We start from the raw sequence: 20,069 nt of genomic DNA on the forward strand, positions 1-20,069 counted from the left end.
ATATCGACCCTCCAACAGTATTGATGTCGACCGACAAGGGCACCGAGGCGCACCGAGACGCCATACTCCACCCCATGGGAATGTTCAGCCGGTGCGGCGGCGCGCTTGGCGTTCTGGTGCTCAGCGTCGCATCCTTGGTCGCCGGCTGCGATTTCACCGGCTCGCGGACCGCCGACCGAATCGATGAAACGTTGCGACCGCTTGCGGCGGTGATGTCGGTGTCACACACCATCAGCCACAGCGGCGGCCCCGCACCGGCCAGTGCCACCTTCGACGTCTACGTCCGCGGCGAAGCGTCCGCCGATCAGCTCTCCGCACTGACGCGCGTCTTCACCGGCCAGATCCACGATTCCCGCACGTTCCGCTCGTGGGCGGCGACCCTCAACGTAAGACGCTGGCCGGAGGGCAATCACCTGTTTTCCACGATGTATGTCGAACTGCGGCCCTCGGCTGCCACCCCGGAGCCGCCGTGGCAGGACTGGCTGAAGCTTTCCCGGGGCGAATACGGCTACCAGATCACCGGGCGGGCGTGGCCGTCCGACTACGACCGGCCCGCCGGCACCAGCCTCAATGTCACGTTGTTCGACGGCAAGGATCGACGGCCGGACCATATCGGCGCCACCGAATTCGCCACGGCAGTGCGCAGGCTCGGCACCGACTTCCCCGGCTCCACCAGCGACTGGGTAATCACCAACTCCTTGATCTACACCAACGATCCACCCAGCATCCGATCGGGCCACGGTCTGCCGACCGCGGCGCAGCTGGACTTGTGGGAGGCCCTGGACACCATCGCGCCCGTCGACGGCGACTTCAATCGGGGCCCGCTACCGGGCAACCGTGACCAGCCTGACCGCAACAGCATCCAGCTCACCAAGCTGACCGGCCGGAACATGGATCACGTTGCGGAAGAACAGCTTCAGCTGATCAAGAAGTCAGGAACGGCAACCGTGTACACGATCGACCACGCCCAGATCACGGTCCGTCCCGGACGCTGCTCCACGGGCGTGCGGGAGCCGCAGCCCAGTACTGCCCCCGATGTGGCCCTGCAAGGCGAGCTGCGCGCTCAATTCGAAACCTGCCCGCGCTGACTCTCGTAGGCTCGCACCATGACCGTCACGATCGTCGCGAAAGAGCCCGTCGTCGCCGCATTGGCCGCGGAGTGGACCGCGCTGGGCGAGTTGGGCGACAGCCTGACCGATGAGCAATGGGCCGCGCCGTCAGTCTTGCCGGGGTGGACCGTCAAGGACGTCGTCGCGCATGTGGTCGGTACCGAACGCCTACTCTCGGGCGACCCACTGCCCAGCACCGATGAGGCCGTGGCCGGCCTGCCACACGTGCACAATCCCGTCGGCGTCCTCAACGAACGGTGGCTCACCTACTACCGCAAGCTCCCGCCGGTCGCGGTGATGAATGACCTGCACACCGTTACCAGCGCGCGCCTTGCCATCCTGGAGGGCCTGTCCCAGGAGCAGTTCAACGCTGAGACATCGACACCGGTGGGGCCGGAAAGCTACGGCCGATTCATGCAGATCCGCGATTTCGACTGTTGGATGCACGAATTGGATGTACGTGACAGCCTCGGGATGCCCTCACCGGCAGACCCGGTGGCGGCGACGCCGGCCCTCACCGAGCTGATCAACGCATTGCCGTTCCTGGTCGGAAAGCGAGCGGGTGCGTCCCAAGGCAGCCGGATCCGATTCGTGCTCACCGGAATCGGGGCGCAGAAGGTCGACATCGAAATCCCGGACCGGGCCCGCATCGTCTCGACGCTCTCCGGCGCGCCGCACGTGACGCTCACCGCGGACACCTGCGAGTTCGCCCGTCATCTGGGTGGGCGAGCCAGCGCGAGCCGCGACGGATTCACCCTGGACGGTGATCCGGAACTGGGTTGGCACATCATCGCCAACCTGCGCTTCACGATGTAGCGGGCAGCTCCAGAAACGCTTGCAGCGCATCGGAGTACATCGGAACGTCGTGTGCACCCATCAGTTCACGCACCGAATGCATGGCCAGCGTGGCGGCACCGACGTCGACGGTGACGATGCCGGTGTGTGAGGCCGCGAACGGGCCGATGGTGGAGCCGCACTGCATATCCGCCCGATGTTCGTACCGCTGATATGGGACGCCGGCCCGCTCGCAGGCCAGCGCGAATGCCGCCGCACCCCGGCCATCGGTGGCATACCGAACGTTGGGATGAATCTTGATCACCGGCCCGGCATTGACGCCAATCTGGTGACCCGGTTCGTGCCGATCCGGGTAGTTGGGGTGAGTGGCGTGCGCCATATCGGCCGAGACCATCAGCGAGGCGGCCGCACGCCGCAGGAAGTCCTCTCGGGTGCCGTTGCTGGACAGCACGATCCGTTCCAGAACCGTCGACAGTAGGTCCGAGTGGGCGCCGTGACCGGACACCGAACCGATCTCCTCATGGTCGAAGAGCGCAAGCACGATCGTCGAGCTGGACTCGGCGGCAAGGAACGCCTCCAGCCCGGCGTAGCAGCTGGCCTGATTGTCCAGACGCGGGGCACTGACCAGGCTCTCGTCGGGACCTATGAGCGCCGCGGCGGTCAGGTCGTGCGCCATGAGATCGCGTCCGAGAACATCGGCCGCGGCGACCCCCAGCTGTCCGGCAATGAACTCGTCGAAGCTCTTCCCGCCGCTCCATACCGAATTCACATGCCACTGCGGGTCGATCACCCATTTCTTACGCTCCTCGGCGCTGACCATGTGAATCGCCAGATTCGGCACCCGCAGGATCGGCTGGTCGATGCGAATCAGGGTGGACCGCACCGCGTCTCCGTCACGCACCAGCACCCTTCCGGACAGCCCCAGATCGCGGTCCAGCCAGGTCTGCACCCATGCTCCGCCGTAGGGCTCCAGGGCGATCATGGGCCAACCCGCCTGCACCCGATCGGCATTGGCCTTCACCCGGAGGTTCGGGCTGTCGGTATGCGCCCCGATCACCCGGAAGACCGCGTTGTCTTCTGCCATGTCCACACCGCGCCAGGCCACGATCGATCCCGAGCGCACCGTGAAGTAGTCACCCGAGTGCCCCGGCCAGCGCTGCGCCTCGAACAGCTCGGTGAAGCCTTCCTGACGAAGTCGCTGTGCCACGGTGTCCACCGCGTGAAACGGAGACGGTGAGGCGTCGATGAATTGGCACAGTCCTGTTGCGGTCGCGGTCACGCTTCCCATGATGGCTGACTGGATTGGGTCTAGGGTCGAAGCGTGACCGATCCCGTGCCACAGCCTGTTCTGGAACCGCTGTCCTCGTCGGCCATTTTCCTGGTGGTGACTGTCGACGAGGGCGCCGAACAAGCAGTTCACGCTGCATTGCCCGACGTGTCCGGCCTGGCCAAGGCCATCGGATTCCGCGACCCGGCACGGCGATTGTCGCTGGTTACGGCAATCGGGTCGGATGCCTGGGACCGGCTCTTTTCCGGGCCGCGCCCCGCTCGGCTGTGGCCGTTCCAGGAGGTGCGCGGCGAGCGACACACCGCCCCATCGACACCTGGTGACCTGCTGTTCCACATCCGTGCGAGCACTATGGACCGCTGCTTCGAGCTGGCCACGCGCATTACGAGCACGCTGTCGGGTGCCATCACTGTGGTGGACGAGGTACACGGCTTTCAGTACTTCGACAACCGGGACCTGCTGGGGTTTGTGGACGGCACCGAGAATCCCGATGATGAAGAAGCCGCCTCGGCCGCCCTCGTGGGCACCGAGGACGCCGATTTTGCCGCCGGCAGCTACGTGCACATCCAGAAGTACCTGCACGATATGGCCGCATGGAGCGCGCTGCCCGTCGATGAGCAGGAGAAGGTGATCGGACGTACCAAACTCGATGACATCGAATTCGACGATGCCGTGAAACCGTCGAATTCGCATGTGGCCCTGAATGTCATCGAGGACGACGAGGGCAACGAGCTGCAGATCCTGCGGCGCAACATGCCCTTCGGTGAACTTGGGAAGGCAGAGTTCGGGACGTACTACATCGCCTACTCACGCACCCCGGATGTCACGGAACGCATGCTGCGCAACATGTTTGTCGGGGATCCGCCGGGGAACACCGACCGCATCCTGGACTTCTCGACCGCGGTCACCGGTGGGCTGTTCTTCGCGCCGTCCGCCGACTTCCTCGACGCTCCCCCGCCGCTGCCCACTCAGGTAGCCGCGAAATCTACTGAATACCAAGGGTCCCTATCCATCGGCAGCCTGAAAGGAACGTCGGCATGAACAACCTGTATCGCGAACTCGCACCCATCACGGCCGAGGCGTGGGCGGAGATCGAAACCGAGGCCAGCCGTACCTTTAAACGCCATATCGCCGGACGCCGGGTGGTTGACGTCAGCGAGCCGGGCGGTCCCTCTAGCGCGGCCGTGAGCACCGGACACCTACTCGACGTGGCAGCACCCGCCGATGGCGTGCAAGCGCACCTGCGGGAAAGCAAACCGCTTGTGCGGCTGCGAGTCCCCTTCACCATCAGTCGGTCCGCCATCGACGATGTGGAGCGCGGCTCTCAGGACTCCGACTGGGACCCGGTCAAGGAGGCTGCCAAAAAGCTGGCGTTCGCCGAGGATCGGGCGATCTTCGAGGGCTATCCCGCCGCCTCGATCGTCGGTATCCGCGAATCCAGCTCCAATCCCGAACTCAAGTTGCCCGACGATGTCCGCCAGTACCCCGACGTCGTCGCGCAGGCACTCTCGGAACTGCGACTGGCGGGTGTTGACGGCCCATACTCGGTGCTGTTGTCGGCTGAGGAGTACACCAAGGTCAGCGAGGCCTCCGACCGCGGGTATCCGATCCGTGAGCACCTTCGCCGGTTGGTCACCGGGGAGATCCTCTGGGCGCCGGCGATCGACGGCGCACTCGTGCTGAGCTGCCGCGGCGGCGACTTCGACCTGCAGCTGGGCACCGATGTCACCATCGGGTACCTGTCCCACGATGCCGAGAGCGTGCAGCTGTACCTGCAGGAGACCCTGACGTTCCTGAGCTACACCGCCGAGGCGTCGGTCGCGCTGCTGCCCTAGGCGAGCCCGGGCTCTCAACACACTCATGTGTGCCCACCTTTGAGCGACAAAGAAATTCGTTCTCGCTTGTCACTCAAAGGTGGGCAACGGGAAGATCAAACGGCCTGGAGTTTCCCGATCGCCGAGTGCACCACCTGGTCGAGCCTCGCCCGCCCCTCACCCGCATCCCACGCGAACGATCGCACGACAACGAGCAGCCCACGAACCCGGACCCACGTCACCAGCTGCCCCGGAATCTCCTGGTCCATGTCGACCGGCCGCATCAGCACTGTGACCGACGGATACGGCGCGGTGTTCGGGCCGGGCGCGGACGAAACCTGCACCGACGCGGTGCCCGTCTCCAGGGTGTTGAACCCCTGCGCGGGCGCGATGGACTTGGCCCAGGCGATCATGTCGGCCCCGGGGTTCTCTTTGCCGTAGAGAACATCGACAAATTCCGTACAGCGCGACAACGCTTGCAAACGAACCAGAAAGTTGACCTTGGCGCCATTCGCGTCGCCAGCCTGATGACACAACTGGTCACCACTACTGGTTGCGCTGGCGAGATCGTCCTTCTCCACCTTCCAGTCTGCGGGGATGGCGTCGTCGGGAAGCAGCAACATCAATTGTGAGCTCGGCTTGTCCGCCAGACTGCCGTCCGCCCTCGCCGGGCTCGCGAACCCGATAACCGCAACCACCATCGACAAGGCCACCGCCATACCGCGCCTTTTACCCCTGACCGACCACCCCATGAACATGCTCCTCCCTAAGTTGGCGGGAGCATAGCTGGCAGATCCGCAAACTGCATAACAGCTGAGGCCTCGACGCACATACCAGCTGAATTTGGCTTTGCTTTCCACTGACGAGGAGCCAGTCAACACGGCTGTCGGCGGCGAGACCCCACCGCCTAATAGGGCTAGCGCATGCGGCAGAAATGCCGAATTGCCAGCAAATACCTACTGGAGGCGCAGCTCAAGCGGTAAGCACGGCGTCGAGCGCCGAGTAGAAAATGCCGAGCCCATCATCGCTGGGTCCAGTCAGCGGCTCGGTCGCGTGCTCCGGATGCGGCATGAGCCCGACCACACGGCCGTTGGCCGAGGAAATCCCGGCGATATCGCGCATTGACCCGTTGGGGTTTTCGCGGTAGCGGAAGACCACCCGGCCCTCGCTTTCCAACTCCTCGAGTACCTCGTCGGAGGCCACATAGCGGCCTTCGCCGGACTTGAGCGGCACCAGGATGTCGGCCCCCTGCTCATACCGGGAGGACCATGCGGTGTTGTTGGCGTCAACACCCAGCCAGACATCGCGGCATACAAAGTGCAGACCGGCGTTGCGGGTCAACGCTCCGGGCAGCAGTCCGGCCTCGCACAGCACCTGGAAGCCATTGCAAATGCCCAGGATTGGCAGGCCTTGTGCGGCGGCGTCGACCACCGAGCGCATCACGGGCGCAAAGCGCGCGATGGCCCCGGCGCGCAGGTAGTCACCGTAGGAGAAACCGCCGGGCACGATCACCGCGTCGACGGACTTCAGGTCGGCATCGTCGTGCCACAGCGAGACCGCCTCGGCCCCGGAGAGCCGGGCTGCCCGGGCGGCGTCGACATCATCGAGGGTGCCGGGGAAAGTGATGACACCGATGCGTGGGGTCATTCGGACTCCCGCACGATTTCCCAGTCCTCGATGACGGTGTTGGCGAGCAACGCCTCGGCGATCGACTCGAGATCGGAGTCGCCGATCTCTCCCTCGAACTCCAACTCAAAGCGCTTGCCCTGGCGCACGTCTGCCACGCCGGCATAGCCAAGGCGGGCGAGCGCGCCCGCAATGGCTTGTCCCTGCGGGTCCAGGATCACGGGTTTCGGCATGACGTTTACGACGACTCGGGCCACGGGCTGACTTTACCGTGTGGGCCGGTATACATCCCGCCTAGACTCCCCTCATGCAGCTGACCCACTTCGGGCATTCGTGCCTGCTGGCCGATTTTGGCGGCACCACTCTGCTGTTCGATCCCGGCAACTTCTCGCACGGATTCGAAGGGATCACCGACCTGTCGGCCATCCTGATCACCCACCAGCATCCCGACCACGTGGATCTGGAGCGGCTGCCCGCGCTGGTCGACGCCAACCCAGGGGCGGCGCTCTACGCCGATCCGATGACCGCGGCGCAGCTGGGCGAGCCGTGGCAGGCGGTGCACGCCGGCGATCGCTTCGCCGTCGCGGAACTGAGTGTGCGCGGAGTGGGTGGCCAGCACGCGGTCATCCATCCGGAGATCCCGCTCATCGACAACACCTCGTATCTGATCGGCGACGGTGACCATCCCGCGCGGCTCATGCACCCCGGCGACGCGCTCTTCGCACCCGGCGAGGAGGTCGACGTGCTGGCGCTACCGGCCGCGGCTCCGTGGATGAAGGTGTCCGAGGCGATCGAGTATCTGCGCGCGGTGAACCCGGCGCGGGCGGTGCCCATTCACCAGGGCATCCTGCAAGAGGCCGCATACCCGTTCTTCTACACGCGATTTCGCGAGATGTCCGACGCCGACTTCCAGGTGCTGCCCCACGAGGACGCGGTGTTGTTCTAACCGCCGAGACCGAGGTTGTGGCGGGATCGTCTCGCACGTGTTCGCCAAAACCTCGGTTTCGATGTGCGAGGGCTAGCCGATGGCCTCGGCAGCGCCCCGGCCCGCGGCCCGTCCGCTGAAGATGCAGCCGCCCAGGAACGTGCCCTCCAATGCGCGGTATCCGTGCACACCACCGCCCCCGAACCCGGCAACTTCACCGGCCGCGTAGAGGCCTTCGAAACAACTTCCATCGGCGCGCAGAACCCGCGAGTCGAGGTCGGTCTCCAAACCGCCCAGTGTCTTTCGCGTCAAGACGTGCAACTTCACCGCGATCAGCGGACCCGCCTTCGGATCGGTGAGCCGGTGCGGGGCCACCACCCGGGTGAATCGATCCGCGAGGTAAGCACGTGCGGCACGGATGGCGGCGATCTGCGGATCCTTGCCGAACGGGTTGGCCACCTCACGATCGCGTGCCGTCACCTGCTGGGCGATGGTCGCATAGTCCAGCGGTGTGACGTCCGGCAACGCATTCATCTTGGCGACCAGATCGGGCAGGTTCGACGCACTGACAAAGTCGACACCCTTGTCGATGAACGCCTGCACCGGCGCCGGCGCGCCCGCCTTGCCGCGCCGCAGTACCCCGCGCACATCCTTACCCGTCAGATCGGGGTTCTGCTCCTGCCCCGACAGTGCGAACTCCTTGGCGATGATCCGCGCATTCAGGATGAACCACGAGTAATCATGCCCGCTGCGGCAGATGTGTTCCAATGTGCCTAGGGTGTCGAATCCCGGGAACAGTGGCGCTGGTATTCGAGATCCATTGGCGTCCAGCCAGAGTGACGATGGCCCCGGAAGGATGCGGATCCCGTGGCCCGGCCAGACCGGGTTGTAGTTGGTGATGCCCTCGGTGTAATGCCACATGCGGTCGCGGTTGATCAGGTGGGCGCCCGCGTCCACCGAGATCCCGAGCATGCGGCCGTCGACGTGAGCGGGCACCCCGGTCAACAGCTGCGCCGGAACGCGTCCCATGCGTTCGGGCCAGTTCGCCCGAACCAGATCGTGATTACCTCCGATACCACCGCTGGTCACGATGACGGCCTGCGCACGGAGTTCGAACTCTCCCCATGCTGTTCGTGAAGACGTGACACCTCGCGCTGCGGTCGAGGGCTCCAGCACGGTGCCACGAACACCGACCGCGGCGCCCTGTTCGACGATCAGTTCGTCGACCTGGTGCCGGTAGGCGATGCGCACCTGGCCGCGGTCTACAGCGGCGAGCACCCGCCGGGCGAAGATCTCCACCAAGCCGGGGCCAGTGCCCCAGGTGATGTGAAATCGCGGTACCGAGTTACCGGGCCCGAGCGCATCCTTGCCGCCACGCTCGGCCCATGCCACCACGGGGAATATCTGCAACCCCCTGGCACGCAACCAGCTTCGCTTCTCACCCGCCGCGAAGTCGACGTAGGCGTGCGCCCATTGACGGGGCCAATGATCTTCCGGGCGGTCGAAACCGGCGGTACCGAGCCAGTCCTGCAGGGCCAGCTCGTGGGAGTCCTTGATCCCCAGCCGGCGCTGTTCGGGACTGTTGACGAAGAGCAGGCCACCGAAGGACCAATAGGCCTGCCCGCCGAGGTTGGCGGCATTCTCCTGCTCGACGACGACGACATTCTTGCCGCGGTCCACCAATTCACAGGTCGCCACCAAGCCTGCAAGACCTGCGCCCACGACGATGACATCGGTACTCGCGTCACTCACGGATTCACCGTAGCGGGGACGATTGACGATTAAAAGGTCCAACTTCCTTGCGGTGAAAGCACAAAGCCATTTCCCCACGCGTCGAGGTAGCCCATCCGGCAGGCGGTCAGCCCTGCGTCACCGACCGCGCAGAAAACATAGTCGCCCTCGAACAGGTTGACCGTGAGAATCGACTTCCGCGGCAACGGTCGGAATGTTCCCGACAGCTCGGGACCCTTCTTCGGGGCGAAGAAGCGCCCTGGCACACCGTTGGACGCGGCCACCGCACGCGCCCAGTGCGGCGCTCCGGGCAACTCACCCCAGCATTCAATAATCCCAGGTGGACCTCCGCGCCCGGCGTTCCAACCTTGCATCTGGCAGTGCAGGCCATCAGGTGTGGCGAATCGCGTGTAGCCACCGTTGGAGAAGGACTCCAGTTCGCCGTACTCGTATCCAGTCATCCCCAACTCGCGGAAGCCGGTGAGATCGGGAAATGCCGCTGGTACCCCCGACGTCGTAGATGTTGACGGCGTCGGGGATGTTGATGATGTCGTTGTCGCCGCGGACGGCCTTACATCATCTGACGGCGAGGGTTGCCCGCACCCCACAAGGATCAGTGCCAGCGCGACGGTGATAGCTCGACGAGCCATCAGAAGGTCCAGCTTCCCTTGTCGGACATCACGAATCCGTGTTCGCCACCGCTACCACGGACACGGCAGGCGATCGTCTCGGTCCAGTTCCTGTTCTCACGCTGCGGGGTGAGGCCGCAACTGACTTCGGTACCATCCGGCGCGGATTCAGTGAATCTGCTGCCAGCCCAAATGAGCCCAGAACGTTTGGCCTCAAGTTCAGCGGGTACTGCGGTCGAGGAGAAACTCCCGGCATCCGTATCGGTCGCGGATACCGAATTCGCGTTCGCAGGCGCAGACAGCAGGTCTCCCCAGCACCGTGCTTCCGGACGTTCTCCGCCGGATCCCGTCTTCAACTGACACGTCGCCCTGCCGTCAGCCGCGAACGTGAGGATGCCACCCACTCGGTACGCATCCTTTTGCAGCTCGGTATAACTCCCTCCGCCGATTTCCTGAAGACTCTCGATATCGGGGAACTCGGGTTTCGCCCACGCTGCCGGCGCCACGATAAGACCCCATGCGACGACTACCGAACAGACCCATGCTCGAAGCCTGGAGCAAACTGTATCAACTAGGCCACGCTGTGCAATACCTGCTTGGGCAACCACTCGTAGACACTCGGCACCGATCCGTGTAGCAGCGACAGATCGATGGCGTCGATCATGGCCTGCCGCGGACCGGGCTTCCGGAGATGTTTGGCCGAGATCGCGACCCGCACCACCCCGTCACGGCGGGCAGAGCGCGCCGCCGATAACACCAACATCCGGCACCACCAGGGCTCGGAAAGGAATCCTTCACCGATACCCAATACCCGAGCACGTACCGAGGTGCCGTGGACCAAGTCGGTGATCTCAGAGAGTCCGATGTTCAGACGGAAACCATTGCGCGGCAACATCTCTATTGCTCCAGCAGAAGCCATCCAACCCGGTGCCGCAAAGAGGCGTGTGCGCAAGCCGGTCTGCTCCATCACGCGGTCAGCGGCCATCAGACGCAGATTGGCCTCATGCGCAGGCAATGCGGCGAACTCGTCACGGCGCTTCTTCGTCGCGGCCTGGTCGTACCCATGCAGCACGATGGCGTCACCCCGCGACCGACGGGCTGCCAGCCAATCAACCGTCGGCTGATCCTCTACCAGGCGGTACTTGCCCTTCAAACGAGGAGACACGAGGAACGACAGCGGAATCGACCGCTTATCCATTTCCTCAGTGAATACAGCGATCTCGTCGAGAGTGCGATCGCAGATTCCCGATACCGATACCAGCAGCTGTCCTGCCATGCCGCCAGTGTGGCAACGTCAGATGTACGCAAGGTGTCAGACACCCCGCATCGAAAAGAACGCTCAAGCAGCAAGCCTTAGCGGCCGCCTCGGAGCGACTACCCCAGCTCCTTCTCGATGGCCGCGATCACCTCGGGAGCATCCGGCACCGTCGTCGGCCGAAACCGGTTGACCGGCCGGAGGGATCCCGAACCATCCCGTGCGATCAAGAACTTCTCGAAGTTCCACTGCACGTCTCCGGCGGCGCCTTCGGAATCCACGGTCTTGGTGAGCTCGGCGTACAGCGGATGCCGGTTCTCACCGTTGACATCGACCTTCTCCAACAGGGGGAAGGTCACCCCGTACATGGTGGAACAGAACGTCTGGATCTCCTCCGCCGTCCCGGGTTCCTGGCCCATGAACTGGTTACAGGGCACTCCGAGCACCGTCAGGCCGCGGTCGGCGTAGTCGGTGGCCAACTTCTCCAGAGCCGAGTATTGCGGGGTCAGACCACATTTGGAGGCGACGTTGACCACCAGCACGGCGTTGTCGCCGAAATCGGCGAGTGACAGCTCGGAGCCGTCGAGTGCGGTCAACGGGATGGAGGCGAGATCGGTCATGCTGACCACGTTACCGGTGTTGCGATGGTTGACTGTTCGCACATTACGCAACGTTGCGGGAGGTCATATGAGCGAGGAGAACGAATTCTCCTCAGGTCGCAGTGCGCTGCGGATCGCGTCGGTGGCGGCGTTGGGAGGACTGCTCTTCGGGTACGACAGCGCGGTCATCAACGGTGCCGTACAGGCCATCCAGGACGAGTTCGCCATCCGGGACGCCGAGCTGGGATTCGCGGTCGCCTCCGCGCTTCTCGGGGCCGCGCTCGGTGCCATGACGGCCGGACGCGTTGCCGACAGGATCGGTCGGGTAGCGGTCATGAAGATCGCGGCTGCCCTCTTCCTGCTGAGCGCGGTCGGAGCCGGACTGTCGACGAACATCGAGCTGCTTGTCATCTTTCGCGTAATCGGCGGGGTCGGGGTGGGCGTCGCTTCGCTGATAGCACCGGCGTACATCGCCGAAACGTCTCCGTCGAATATCCGAGGCCGGTTGGGCTCTCTGCAGCAGTTGGCGATCGTCACCGGAATCTTCTTGTCCCTCACCATCGATTGGCTGTTGGCACATCTGGCCGGCGGCGCGCGCAGTGAACTGTGGCTGGGACTGCCGGCGTGGCGCTGGATGTTCCTCGCGATGGCACTACCGGCGCTCATCTACGGCGCTCTGGCGTTCACCATCCCCGAGTCGCCACGTTATCTCGTTGCCACTCATCGAATTCCCGAGGCACGCACGGTGTTGACGAGGTTGCTAGGAGAGAAGAACCTGGACATCACGATCACCCGGATACAAGAGACACTCGATCAGAGCATCGTGCCCTCGTGGCGCGACCTGCGCAGGCCCACCGGCGGTTTGTACGCCATCGTGTGGGTGGGCGTGGCGCTGGCGGTGTTTCAGCAGTTGGTCGGCATCAACGTGATCTTCTACTACTCGAATGTGCTGTGGCAGGCCGTCGGGTTCGGCGAGACTTCGTCCTTCACGATCACCGTCATCACCTCGATCACGAATATCGCCACCACGCTGGTGGCCATCGCCCTGATCGACCGGGTGGGCCGCAAACCCCTGCTGCTCATTGGTTCGGCCGGAATGGCCCTGACGCTCAGCACCATGTCGATCGTCTTCAGTACGGCCTCCATCGTGGACGGGAAACCACACCTGGGCCCCGTCGCAGGACCCGTTGCCCTGGTGGCCGCGAATCTGTTTGTCGTGGCATTCGGAATGTCCTGGGGCCCGGTGGTCTGGGTGCTGCTCGGGGAGATCTTCCCCAACAGAATCCGGGCCGCGGCCATGGGAGTGGCGACGGCGGGGAACTGGGCCGCCAACTGGCTGGTCACCGTCACCTTCCCCGCGCTACGTGACGCGCTGGGAATCGCCTACGGGTTCTACGCGATCTGCGCGGTGCTGTCCTTCCTGTTCGTGGCGCGCTGGGTGAAGGAGACCAAGGGCCGAACGTTGGAGGATATGGATTCGGTGATCAGCTGAACAGCTGACCCGAACGCACCGCGGCGATGACTCCCCCGTCGACCAACAGATCGGTCCCGGTGATGTACGACGACTCGGGTCCGAGCAGGAATGCCGTTGCCGCGGCGATATCGTCGGACGCGCCGATCCGGCCACTCGCCGACCCGTCGATCATGGCCTTCGTGATCGCGCCGGTCTCCGAGGCGAGCTCCTGATGTCCCATCTTGGTGGACACCACCCCAGGGCTGATTGAGTTGATGCGAGCCCCGCGCGCACCCCACTGCCGGGCCACGGATCGAACGCGAATGTGGTTGGTGCGCTTGGATAACTGGTACGCCACTGCGGGGTACTCAATGCTCTCGACGTACGGTAACGCCAGGAGATCCTCGGCGCCGGTGGTCGCGAGCTCCCGCTCCTGTTCGGCGGAGAGCTCCATGGGCATGTGACCGGCCATGCTGGCGATCACCACGCCCGCACCACCGGAGGAAACGATCTTGCCGAATTCCTCCAGAATCAGGGCCACTCCGACCAGATCGACGGCGAGGATGGCCGGTGCCGGAGCCTGCGCCGGCGAGAGACCCGCGGTGTGCGCCAGCTGGGTGACTCGCCCCAACTCCGCGGCGGCCGCAGCGAGCCCAGAGACCGACTCGCGCGAGGAGACATCGACGCGGTGGCCAATGACGTTGTGCCCATCGGCCTTCAGTTCGTCGACGACAGCCTGCAGCGCGTCCTCGTTGTAGTCGGCGATCAGCAGGGTCTTTCCGATGCCCTGACGGCGGGCAATGACCTTGCCCATCCCACCGGCACCGGTGACGACGACAACCTCGTCAGACATCCGACTTCTCCTCCTTGACCCCAAGAACATCGAGCAGCCAGGCCAGCTGGAATGCGGTTTCCTTCCAGCGCTCATAACGCCCGCTGATGCCGCCGTGCCCGGCCGTCATCTCGGTACGCATCAGGATGGGGCGATCACCGGTAGTCGTATGTCGCAGCTCGGCAACCCATTTGGCGGGTTCCACATACAGCACTCGAGAATCATGCAGAGAGGTCATCGCGAGAATGGTTGGGTACGCGGTGGCACGGATGTTCTCGTAGGGCGAGTACGACTTGATGTAGTCGTAGACGTCCTTGTCTTCCAAGGGATTTCCCCATTCATCCCACTCCGTGACGGTAAGCGGCAGCGACGGATCGCAGATGGTGGTGACGGGGTCCACAAAGGGCACCTGTGCCAGCACCCCGGCGAACAAGTCCGGCGCCAGGTTCACCGCGGCACCCACCAACAGGCCACCCGCGCTACCTCCCCAGGCCGCGAGCCGATCGGGCAACGCAATCCCGGCGTCAACGAGATGCCTTGCTGCCGCAACGAAGTCGGTGAAGCTGTGCTTCTTGTGCAACATCTTGCCGTCCTCGTACCAGAGGCGGCCCATCTCGCCGCCGCCGCGCACATGGGCGATGACGAACACCACTCCCCTGTCCAGTAGCGAGAGTCGTCCGATGCTGAACTGCGGGTCTTCGCACATCTCATATGCGCCATACCCGTACAGGAGGGTCGGCGCCGGTTCGGAGGTGTCCTTGCGGTGGACCACCGACAGAGGTATCCGGGTGCCGTCTTCGGCGAGCGCCCATTCGCGGCGTTCCACGTAGTCGTCCCGGCGGTAGCCGCCGAGGACGGGTTGTTCCTTGAGCAGGGTGCGTTCCCCGGTGTGAACGTCGAGGTCGTAGACCCGAGTCGGCGTGATGAAGGACGTACAACCGACACGCAGCAGCGGCGAGTTCCATTCGGGATTGTCGCCCAACCCGGACAGCATGAGCTCCGAGTCGAACTCCACCTCCTGCGGTGCGCCGTATCCGGCGGCACTGATAGGCCATACCTGGATGCGCGGCAACGCCTCTCGTCGATAGCCGACCACAAACCGCTCGGCGAAGGCTTCCACACCGTCCAGCCGCACATCCTCGCGATGGGCGATCAGGGTGCGTGCCAGCGCCGGATCAACCGGGCCGTCGGCAACGGCGGCGAACGGCAGGTCCGCGAGAGCGAAGTTCACGGCGCCGTCGTTGTGCAGGATCAAGAGCCGATCCTCGCCGTCGACCACAATGTGATCGACGGTGTATTCGACACCAGTGCGACGCAGCCAGATTGGCGAGAAGGTCGTGGCGGGATCGCGGGCGTCACCGATCAAAATCTCGGAGGTTACCGACGAGTGCACACTGATGGCGACGAAGCGATCGCTGCGGGTGCGACCCACCCCGATCCAGAAACGCTCGTCCGGCTCGGAGAAGACTTCGACAGGTTCTGCACCACTGCCCAGCGTGTACCGGCGAATGGCATAGGGCCGGAACGCTTCATCGATCACGGGGTAGTACAAGGTGCGGCTGTCCATCGCCCAGGTGGCGCCCGCACCGATGTCGGTGATTTCGTCCGGGTACATCTCACCGGTCCGCAAATCTTTGAACCGCAGGGTGTACATCTCGTGGCCGACAACGTCGACCGAGTAGGCCAGAGTGTTCCCGTCTGGACTGACGGTCGCGGCGCCGAGGGAGAAGAAGCCGTGGCCCTCCGCTTCCACGTTCCCGTCGAGCAGGATCTGTTCCCCCGGAACATCGTGATCCAGTACCGGTGGCGCCCAGCTTTCAATCCCGGAGGATTCGCCTATCGGACAACGGCAATGCGTGCCGTACTGCTTGCCTTCGAAGCTGCGGGCGTAGTACCACCACTGCCCCATCCGTGTGGGAATCGAGAGGTCGGTCTCCTTGGTCCGGGACTTGATCTCACCGAAGATGCTGTTGCGCAGCGCTTCCAAGTGTCCGAGCTGGTCATCGACGTAGGCGTTCTCGGCCTCCAGGTGCGCGATGACGGCGGGACTTTCCTTCTCACGCAGCCATTCGTAGGGGTCGACGAAGGTATCCCCGTGGTACTCACGGAGAGTGTCGATGCGATTCACGGTGGGCGGGCGTACGGGCCCGCTCACGCCGACTTGCCGATCCAATCAGCGAAGCTCAGACCCGAAATGCGTTCATACGCCTCGATATACCGCTCACGGGTGGCCACGGCCACCGCCTCCGGCAGGGGCGGCGGCGGGGTATCCGACGCGCGATCCCATCCCGATTCGGGCCCGGTGAGCCAGTTGCGCACGAATTGCTTGTCGAAGCTGTCCTGCACCGCACCGGCCTGATAATTGGCGGCATCCCAGTACCGGGACGAGTCCGGAGTGAACACCTCGTCGGCCAGCACCAGGGTGCCTTCGACATCAACGCCGAATTCGAACTTGGTGTCGGCAAGAATGATTCCCTTGTGCAGGGCGTGCGCCGCCGCCCGGGTGTAGATCTTGATGGTCTCATCGCGCAGTTGGTTGGCGCGCACCCCGCCGACAAGGTCCACCACCGCGGCGAAGTCGACATTCATATCGTGCTCGCCGATGTCGGCCTTCGTCGCCGGAGTGAACAACGGCGGATCCAGCCGACTGGCTTCACCCAGACCCTGCGGCAACACATGGCCGCACACCGCGCCGGTGCGCTGATAATCCAGCAGCCCGGATCCGGTCAGGTATCCGCGCGCCACACACTCCACGGGAAGCATGTCGAGCCGTCGCACCAGCAGTGCCCGGCCCAGCACCTCCTCGGGGATGCGCGGATCGTCGGGCGGGCCGGCCAAATGATTCGGCACGGTCAGCAGCCCGAAGAAGAACACGCTCATCGCCGTGAGGATGCGCCCCTTGTCGGGTATCGGCGTATCCAGGATGAAATCGAATGCGGAAATACGGTCGGTGGCGACGAACAGCAGGTGCTCGTCGTCGACTCGGTACAGCTCACGGACCTTTCCGCTGGCCACATGCTGGTAATCGGACAGCGGAGGACGCATCGTGCCATCCTACGATTCATGCGATTCCTGCCCTACTCGACCCGACCGGGACGGTTGCTCGGCCAGCTATTCAGCGATGTAGCGGTCGCGATCTGGACCACGATCTGGGTGTTCGTCGGGCTTGCTGTGCACGCCGCGGTGGCGACGATCGCCGAAATAGGCCGGCAGGTGAAGGACGGCGCCGACGGCATTTCCGACAACCTGAACTCCGCTGGCGACAGCGCACACAGAATTCCGCTGGTGGGCGACAAGGTAGGTGGACCGCTGCGCGCGGCCAGCGAGGCGGCCGCCGATCTGGCGGGGGCGGGCCACAACCTGGACACCACGGCGACCTGGTTGGCGGTCGTTTTGGCGATCGCCGTCGCCGCGCCGCCCATCCTTGCCTTCGCGGGGCCGTGGATCTTTTTGCGGATCAGGTTCTTTCGCCGCAAGCTGGTGGCCGTACAACTCGCGGGCACCCCGGCCGGTGAACAACTGCTGGCCCTGCGGGCCCTGGCCAACCGGCCGCTGAAGAAGCTGGCGGTGGTCACCGCTGATCCCGTGGCCGCGTGGCGCGCCCAGGACACCGCGTCGATACGCGGCCTGGCCGCCATCGAATTGAAGGCCGCGGGCATCAGCACCCCCAAGGAATGGCGCGCCCCCTAATTTCGACACGCCCGCTCGTGGTCAAGATGTGCGATACGAACCCGCCACGAGGCGGCGTGTCGGCGGGTAGGGACGAGTACATCACCGGATCACTCAGCACCTCAAAGGTTTCCGCGTGCGGGAACCCACCGGCGCCTCACGCCGCCCATGAGCTACAGGATGGCGCCCGGGTTGTAGGCAGCGGCCTCGGGGTAGGTGTCGACAAGTGCCGCGACCGTGGCCGCCACTCGATCGACCTGATCGGCGGCGGCACCGGTGAACGACGCCCGGTCCGCCAGCGCGGCCTCGAGCACCGACGCGTCCAGCGGTAGCCGGGGATCTGCGGCGAGCAAGCCCAAAAGGTCTGGCTCAGCGCCCTTTTCGCGCATGGCGAGTGCCGTCGCGACGGCATGCTCCTTAATGACCTCGTGGGCTTCCTCGCGGCCGACCCCAGCACGCACCGCAGCCATCAACACCTTGGTTGTCGCCAGGAACGGCAGGTAGCGACGCAGCTCCCGGTCGATCACCGCCGGATAGGCACCAAACTCGTCGAGCACCGTCAGGAAGGTCTCGATCATCCCGTCGATGGCGAAGAACGCATCGGGCAGCGCGACACGTCGCACCACCGAACAGAACACGTCACCTTCATTCCATTGCGCCCCAGCCAGTTCCGCGACCATGGAGCCATATCCGCGCAAAATCACCTGCAGGCCGTTGACGCGCTCGCAGCTGCGGGTATTCATCTTGTGGGGCATCGCCGAACTGCCCACCTGCCCAGGTGCGAAACCTTCGGTGACCAGCTCGTGCCCCGCCATCAGGCGAATCGTGTGCGCCAGCGAGGATGGGCCGGCGCCGAGCTGAACGAGCGCGGACACCACATCGTGGTCCAGCGAGCGCGGATACACCTGACCAACACTGGTCAGGGTGCTGGAGAAGCCCAGGAATCCTGCGACACGGTCCTCCAGCTCGGCCAGCTTGACCACATCTCCGTCGAACAGGTCGAGCATGTCCTGCCCGGTGCCCATCGGACCCTTGATCCCGCGCAGCGGGTACCGGTCCAAAAGCTCCCGCAACCGAGTCAACGCGATCAGCGTCTCGTCGGCCGCCGACGCGAACCGCTTACCCAAGGTGGTTGCCTGTGCAGCCACATTGTGACTGCGCCCGGCCATCACCACGTCCCGGTACTCCACGGCGTGACGCGCGAGCCGCGCCACCACAGCGACGCCATGCGCGTGGACGTACTCCAGCGACCGGCGGATCTGCAGCTGCTCCACATTTTCGGTGAGGTCGCGGCTCGTCATGCCCTTGTGGATGTGCTCATGCCCGGCGAGCGCGTTGAACTCCTCGATACGCGCCTTCACATCGTGGCGGGTGACACGTTCGCGCGCGGCGATCGAATCCAGTTCGACGTTCTCGACCACCCGCTCGTAATCCTCGATGACGCCGTCGGGAACATCGATGCCGAGATCGCGTTGTGCGCGCAGCACAGCGATCCACAACTGGCGCTCCAGCACCACCTTTGACTGCGGCGACCAGAGCGCAACCATGGCGTCGCTCGCGTACCGGGATGCCAGAACGTTAGGGATTTGCACAACTAGAGTCTATGGGGGGAAGGAAATCGACTCGGCCAGCTGTTCGGCTTCCAGGGGAGCAAGCACGTCGATGACGTCCACCAGCATCGCCGTCGCCGTCGCCTGCGGACTGCTGGCGGCCTCGGTGAGCGCACCCACCATCGCCCCGTCGACTGTTGAAATCAGCACCGCGACACGGTCGTTGTCGATGGAACGACCGGACCGGCGGACAACCTGGGCCACCGCGTCGTCGCGTTGCCCACGCAACCTCTGCTGCACCTCGCGCAGTTCAGGATGGCGACTGCATGCCAGCTCACGCTCGTACCGGGACACGAGCTGTTCCCCGCTGCCATAGCCCGGCGTGCCGAACAACAGTTCCACCACCGCCTCGGCGGTGGCGGACGCTCCACGGCGCCGGTACTGAACCAACGACAGCCTTTCCTGGATCTGTTCCAGCTCGTGGGCTCCCGCATGCTCGACGGCCCGCGCGATGAGGTCCTCCAGTGAGGAGAAGTAGTACGTGGTCGACGCCAGTGGCAGGCCCGCGCGCTGTGCCACGGCACGGTGCCGCACCGCATCGATACCATTGTCTCGCAATAGATCAGCTGCAGCAGTGATCAGGGCACGCCGCCTCCGCTCCCCCTTGGGGGTGGCTTGCGGACGGTGCACGGCATTCCCGTCGGGGAACACCTCCACCTGCTGCCTGAGTGTCACGTCATGTCATGCTGCCAGCAGCGACGCATCCTCACGGGCGTTTTGCGCTATCTCATGCA

Annotated in this window: 21 protein-coding genes; 7 read left to right on the forward strand and 14 right to left on the reverse strand. The window is 64.5% G+C overall.

Annotated features, from left to right (window positions below; genetic code table 11):
* Positions 1–74: 74 nt before the first annotated feature.
* Positions 75–1,088 carry a hypothetical protein gene (locus B4383_RS15685; RefSeq protein ID WP_078291912.1) on the forward strand — a complete coding sequence of 338 codons (1,014 nt, stop codon included), beginning with the start codon at positions 75–77 and terminating at the stop codon, positions 1,086–1,088.
* Between the two features lie 18 nt (positions 1,089–1,106).
* Entirely contained in the window at positions 1,107–1,925 is an 819-nt protein-coding gene (locus tag B4383_RS15690; RefSeq protein ID WP_078291751.1) for a maleylpyruvate isomerase family mycothiol-dependent enzyme, read from the forward strand.
* On the opposite strand, the gene B4383_RS15695 is transcribed toward B4383_RS15690, so the two are convergent.
* Positions 1,915–3,183, reverse strand: coding sequence for a M18 family aminopeptidase (locus B4383_RS15695; RefSeq protein WP_078291915.1), 1,269 nt, complete (start codon positions 3,181–3,183; stop codon positions 1,915–1,917). The genes B4383_RS15690 and B4383_RS15695 overlap by 11 nt on opposite strands.
* A 42-nt stretch (positions 3,184–3,225) precedes the next feature.
* Here B4383_RS15695 and B4383_RS15700 point away from each other — a divergent pair, with 42 nt between their 5' ends.
* Together B4383_RS15700 and B4383_RS15705 are read left to right on the forward strand one after the other, a co-directional pair.
* Positions 3,226–4,233 carry a Dyp-type peroxidase gene (locus B4383_RS15700; protein ID WP_078291753.1) on the forward strand — a complete coding sequence of 336 codons (1,008 nt, stop codon included), beginning with the start codon at positions 3,226–3,228 and terminating at the stop codon, positions 4,231–4,233.
* Positions 4,230–5,027 (forward strand): family 1 encapsulin nanocompartment shell protein, encoded by a 798-nt coding sequence (locus B4383_RS15705; protein WP_078291755.1) that lies wholly within the window; start codon positions 4,230–4,232, stop codon positions 5,025–5,027. The genes B4383_RS15700 and B4383_RS15705 overlap by 4 nt, the downstream gene beginning before the upstream one ends.
* 95 nt (positions 5,028–5,122) lie before the next feature.
* Here B4383_RS15705 and B4383_RS15710 read toward each other — a convergent pair whose 3' ends face one another.
* The 3 genes from B4383_RS15710 to purS all read right to left on the reverse strand — a co-directional run bounded on the left by B4383_RS15710 (position 5,123) and on the right by purS (position 6,889).
* A complete protein-coding gene (locus tag B4383_RS15710) occupies positions 5,123–5,758 on the reverse strand; it encodes a hypothetical protein (protein ID WP_139360814.1) in 636 nt (211 codons plus the stop codon).
* 220 nt (positions 5,759–5,978) lie between these two features.
* Positions 5,979–6,653, reverse strand: coding sequence for a phosphoribosylformylglycinamidine synthase subunit PurQ (purQ, locus tag B4383_RS15715; RefSeq protein ID WP_078291758.1), 675 nt, complete (start codon positions 6,651–6,653; stop codon positions 5,979–5,981).
* Positions 6,650–6,889 carry a phosphoribosylformylglycinamidine synthase subunit PurS gene (gene purS, locus B4383_RS15720; protein WP_078291759.1) on the reverse strand — a complete coding sequence of 80 codons (240 nt, stop codon included), beginning with the start codon at positions 6,887–6,889 and terminating at the stop codon, positions 6,650–6,652. Before purS ends, purQ begins: the two co-directional genes overlap by 4 nt.
* Positions 6,890–6,939: 50 nt before the next feature.
* On the opposite strand from purS, the gene B4383_RS15725 reads away from it, so the two are divergent.
* On the forward strand, positions 6,940–7,578 hold the full coding sequence (locus tag B4383_RS15725) for an MBL fold metallo-hydrolase (protein WP_078291761.1): 639 nt from the start codon (positions 6,940–6,942) through the stop codon (positions 7,576–7,578).
* A 72-nt stretch (positions 7,579–7,650) separates the two neighbouring features.
* On the opposite strand, the gene B4383_RS15730 is transcribed toward B4383_RS15725, so the two are convergent.
* The 5 genes from B4383_RS15730 to B4383_RS15750 form a co-directional block, all read right to left on the reverse strand.
* Entirely contained in the window at positions 7,651–9,309 is a 1,659-nt protein-coding gene (locus tag B4383_RS15730) for an FAD-binding dehydrogenase (protein WP_078291762.1), read from the reverse strand.
* Between the two features lie 29 nt (positions 9,310–9,338).
* Entirely contained in the window at positions 9,339–9,749 is a 411-nt protein-coding gene (locus B4383_RS15735; protein ID WP_078291764.1) for a hypothetical protein, read from the reverse strand.
* Positions 9,750–9,937: 188 nt separating this feature from the next.
* The gene (locus tag B4383_RS15740; protein ID WP_078291765.1) at positions 9,938–10,423 is read right to left on the reverse strand and encodes a hypothetical protein; all 486 of its coding nucleotides are present in this window, start codon (positions 10,421–10,423) and stop codon (positions 9,938–9,940) included.
* 65 nt (positions 10,424–10,488) lie between these two features.
* Complete coding sequence (locus tag B4383_RS15745) at positions 10,489–11,193, reverse strand: DUF2334 domain-containing protein (protein WP_078291767.1); 705 nt, start codon at positions 11,191–11,193, stop codon at positions 10,489–10,491.
* A 98-nt stretch (positions 11,194–11,291) separates the two neighbouring features.
* The gene (locus tag B4383_RS15750; RefSeq protein ID WP_078291917.1) at positions 11,292–11,792 is read right to left on the reverse strand and encodes a glutathione peroxidase; all 501 of its coding nucleotides are present in this window, start codon (positions 11,790–11,792) and stop codon (positions 11,292–11,294) included.
* Positions 11,793–11,859: 67 nt separating this feature from the next.
* On the opposite strand from B4383_RS15750, the gene B4383_RS15755 reads away from it, so the two are divergent.
* Complete coding sequence (locus B4383_RS15755) at positions 11,860–13,263, forward strand: sugar porter family MFS transporter (protein ID WP_078291768.1); 1,404 nt, start codon at positions 11,860–11,862, stop codon at positions 13,261–13,263.
* Here the strand turns inward: B4383_RS15755 and B4383_RS15760 are convergent.
* The 3 genes from B4383_RS15760 to B4383_RS15770 are packed head-to-tail and all read right to left on the reverse strand — an operon-like array spanning position 13,256 to position 17,101.
* Positions 13,256–14,077 (reverse strand): SDR family oxidoreductase, encoded by an 822-nt coding sequence (locus B4383_RS15760; protein WP_078291769.1) that lies wholly within the window; start codon positions 14,075–14,077, stop codon positions 13,256–13,258. The genes B4383_RS15755 and B4383_RS15760 overlap by 8 nt on opposite strands.
* Entirely contained in the window at positions 14,070–16,211 is a 2,142-nt protein-coding gene (locus tag B4383_RS15765) for a S9 family peptidase (RefSeq protein ID WP_078291771.1), read from the reverse strand. Before B4383_RS15765 ends, B4383_RS15760 begins: the two co-directional genes overlap by 8 nt.
* A complete protein-coding gene (locus B4383_RS15770; protein WP_078291772.1) occupies positions 16,208–17,101 on the reverse strand; it encodes a phosphoribosylaminoimidazolesuccinocarboxamide synthase in 894 nt (297 codons plus the stop codon). The genes B4383_RS15765 and B4383_RS15770 overlap by 4 nt, the downstream gene beginning before the upstream one ends.
* Before the next feature lie 18 nt (positions 17,102–17,119).
* Here B4383_RS15770 and B4383_RS15775 point away from each other — a divergent pair, with 18 nt between their 5' ends.
* Positions 17,120–17,746 (forward strand): hypothetical protein, encoded by a 627-nt coding sequence (locus tag B4383_RS15775; RefSeq protein ID WP_078291773.1) that lies wholly within the window; start codon positions 17,120–17,122, stop codon positions 17,744–17,746.
* 152 nt (positions 17,747–17,898) lie between these two features.
* Here B4383_RS15775 and purB read toward each other — a convergent pair whose 3' ends face one another.
* Together purB and B4383_RS15785 are read right to left on the reverse strand one after the other, a co-directional pair.
* Positions 17,899–19,317, reverse strand: coding sequence for an adenylosuccinate lyase (purB, locus tag B4383_RS15780; protein WP_078291775.1), 1,419 nt, complete (start codon positions 19,315–19,317; stop codon positions 17,899–17,901).
* Positions 19,318–19,326: 9 nt separating this feature from the next.
* Positions 19,327–20,010 (reverse strand): TetR family transcriptional regulator, encoded by a 684-nt coding sequence (locus tag B4383_RS15785; protein ID WP_109556288.1) that lies wholly within the window; start codon positions 20,008–20,010, stop codon positions 19,327–19,329.
* Between the last annotated feature and the right edge of the window lie 59 nt (positions 20,011–20,069).

The organism is Mycobacterium sp. D16R24, assembly GCF_002013385.1.
Lineage (GTDB): Bacteria > Actinomycetota > Actinomycetes > Mycobacteriales > Mycobacteriaceae > Mycobacterium.

Coding starts and splice junctions, on each gene's coding strand:
- B4383_RS15685 (WP_078291912.1), top strand. CDS start 75: ATGGGAATGTTCAGCCGGTGCGGCGGCGCGCTTGGCGTTCTGGTGCTC.
- B4383_RS15690 (WP_078291751.1), top strand. CDS start 1,107: ATGACCGTCACGATCGTCGCGAAAGAGCCCGTCGTCGCCGCATTGGCC.
- B4383_RS15705 (WP_078291755.1), top strand. CDS start 4,230: ATGAACAACCTGTATCGCGAACTCGCACCCATCACGGCCGAGGCGTGG.
- B4383_RS15710 (WP_139360814.1), bottom strand. CDS start 5,758: ATGGGGTGGTCGGTCAGGGGTAAAAGGCGCGGTATGGCGGTGGCCTTG.
- purQ (WP_078291758.1), bottom strand. CDS start 6,653: ATGACCCCACGCATCGGTGTCATCACTTTCCCCGGCACCCTCGATGAT.
- B4383_RS15725 (WP_078291761.1), top strand. CDS start 6,940: ATGCAGCTGACCCACTTCGGGCATTCGTGCCTGCTGGCCGATTTTGGC.
- B4383_RS15735 (WP_078291764.1), bottom strand. CDS start 9,749: ATGACTGGATACGAGTACGGCGAACTGGAGTCCTTCTCCAACGGTGGC.
- B4383_RS15745 (WP_078291767.1), bottom strand. CDS start 11,193: ATGGCAGGACAGCTGCTGGTATCGGTATCGGGAATCTGCGATCGCACT.
- B4383_RS15750 (WP_078291917.1), bottom strand. CDS start 11,792: ATGACCGATCTCGCCTCCATCCCGTTGACCGCACTCGACGGCTCCGAG.
- B4383_RS15755 (WP_078291768.1), top strand. CDS start 11,860: ATGAGCGAGGAGAACGAATTCTCCTCAGGTCGCAGTGCGCTGCGGATC.
- B4383_RS15760 (WP_078291769.1), bottom strand. CDS start 14,077: ATGTCTGACGAGGTTGTCGTCGTCACCGGTGCCGGTGGGATGGGCAAG.
- B4383_RS15770 (WP_078291772.1), bottom strand. CDS start 17,101: ATGCGTCCTCCGCTGTCCGATTACCAGCATGTGGCCAGCGGAAAGGTC.
- B4383_RS15775 (WP_078291773.1), top strand. CDS start 17,120: ATGCGATTCCTGCCCTACTCGACCCGACCGGGACGGTTGCTCGGCCAG.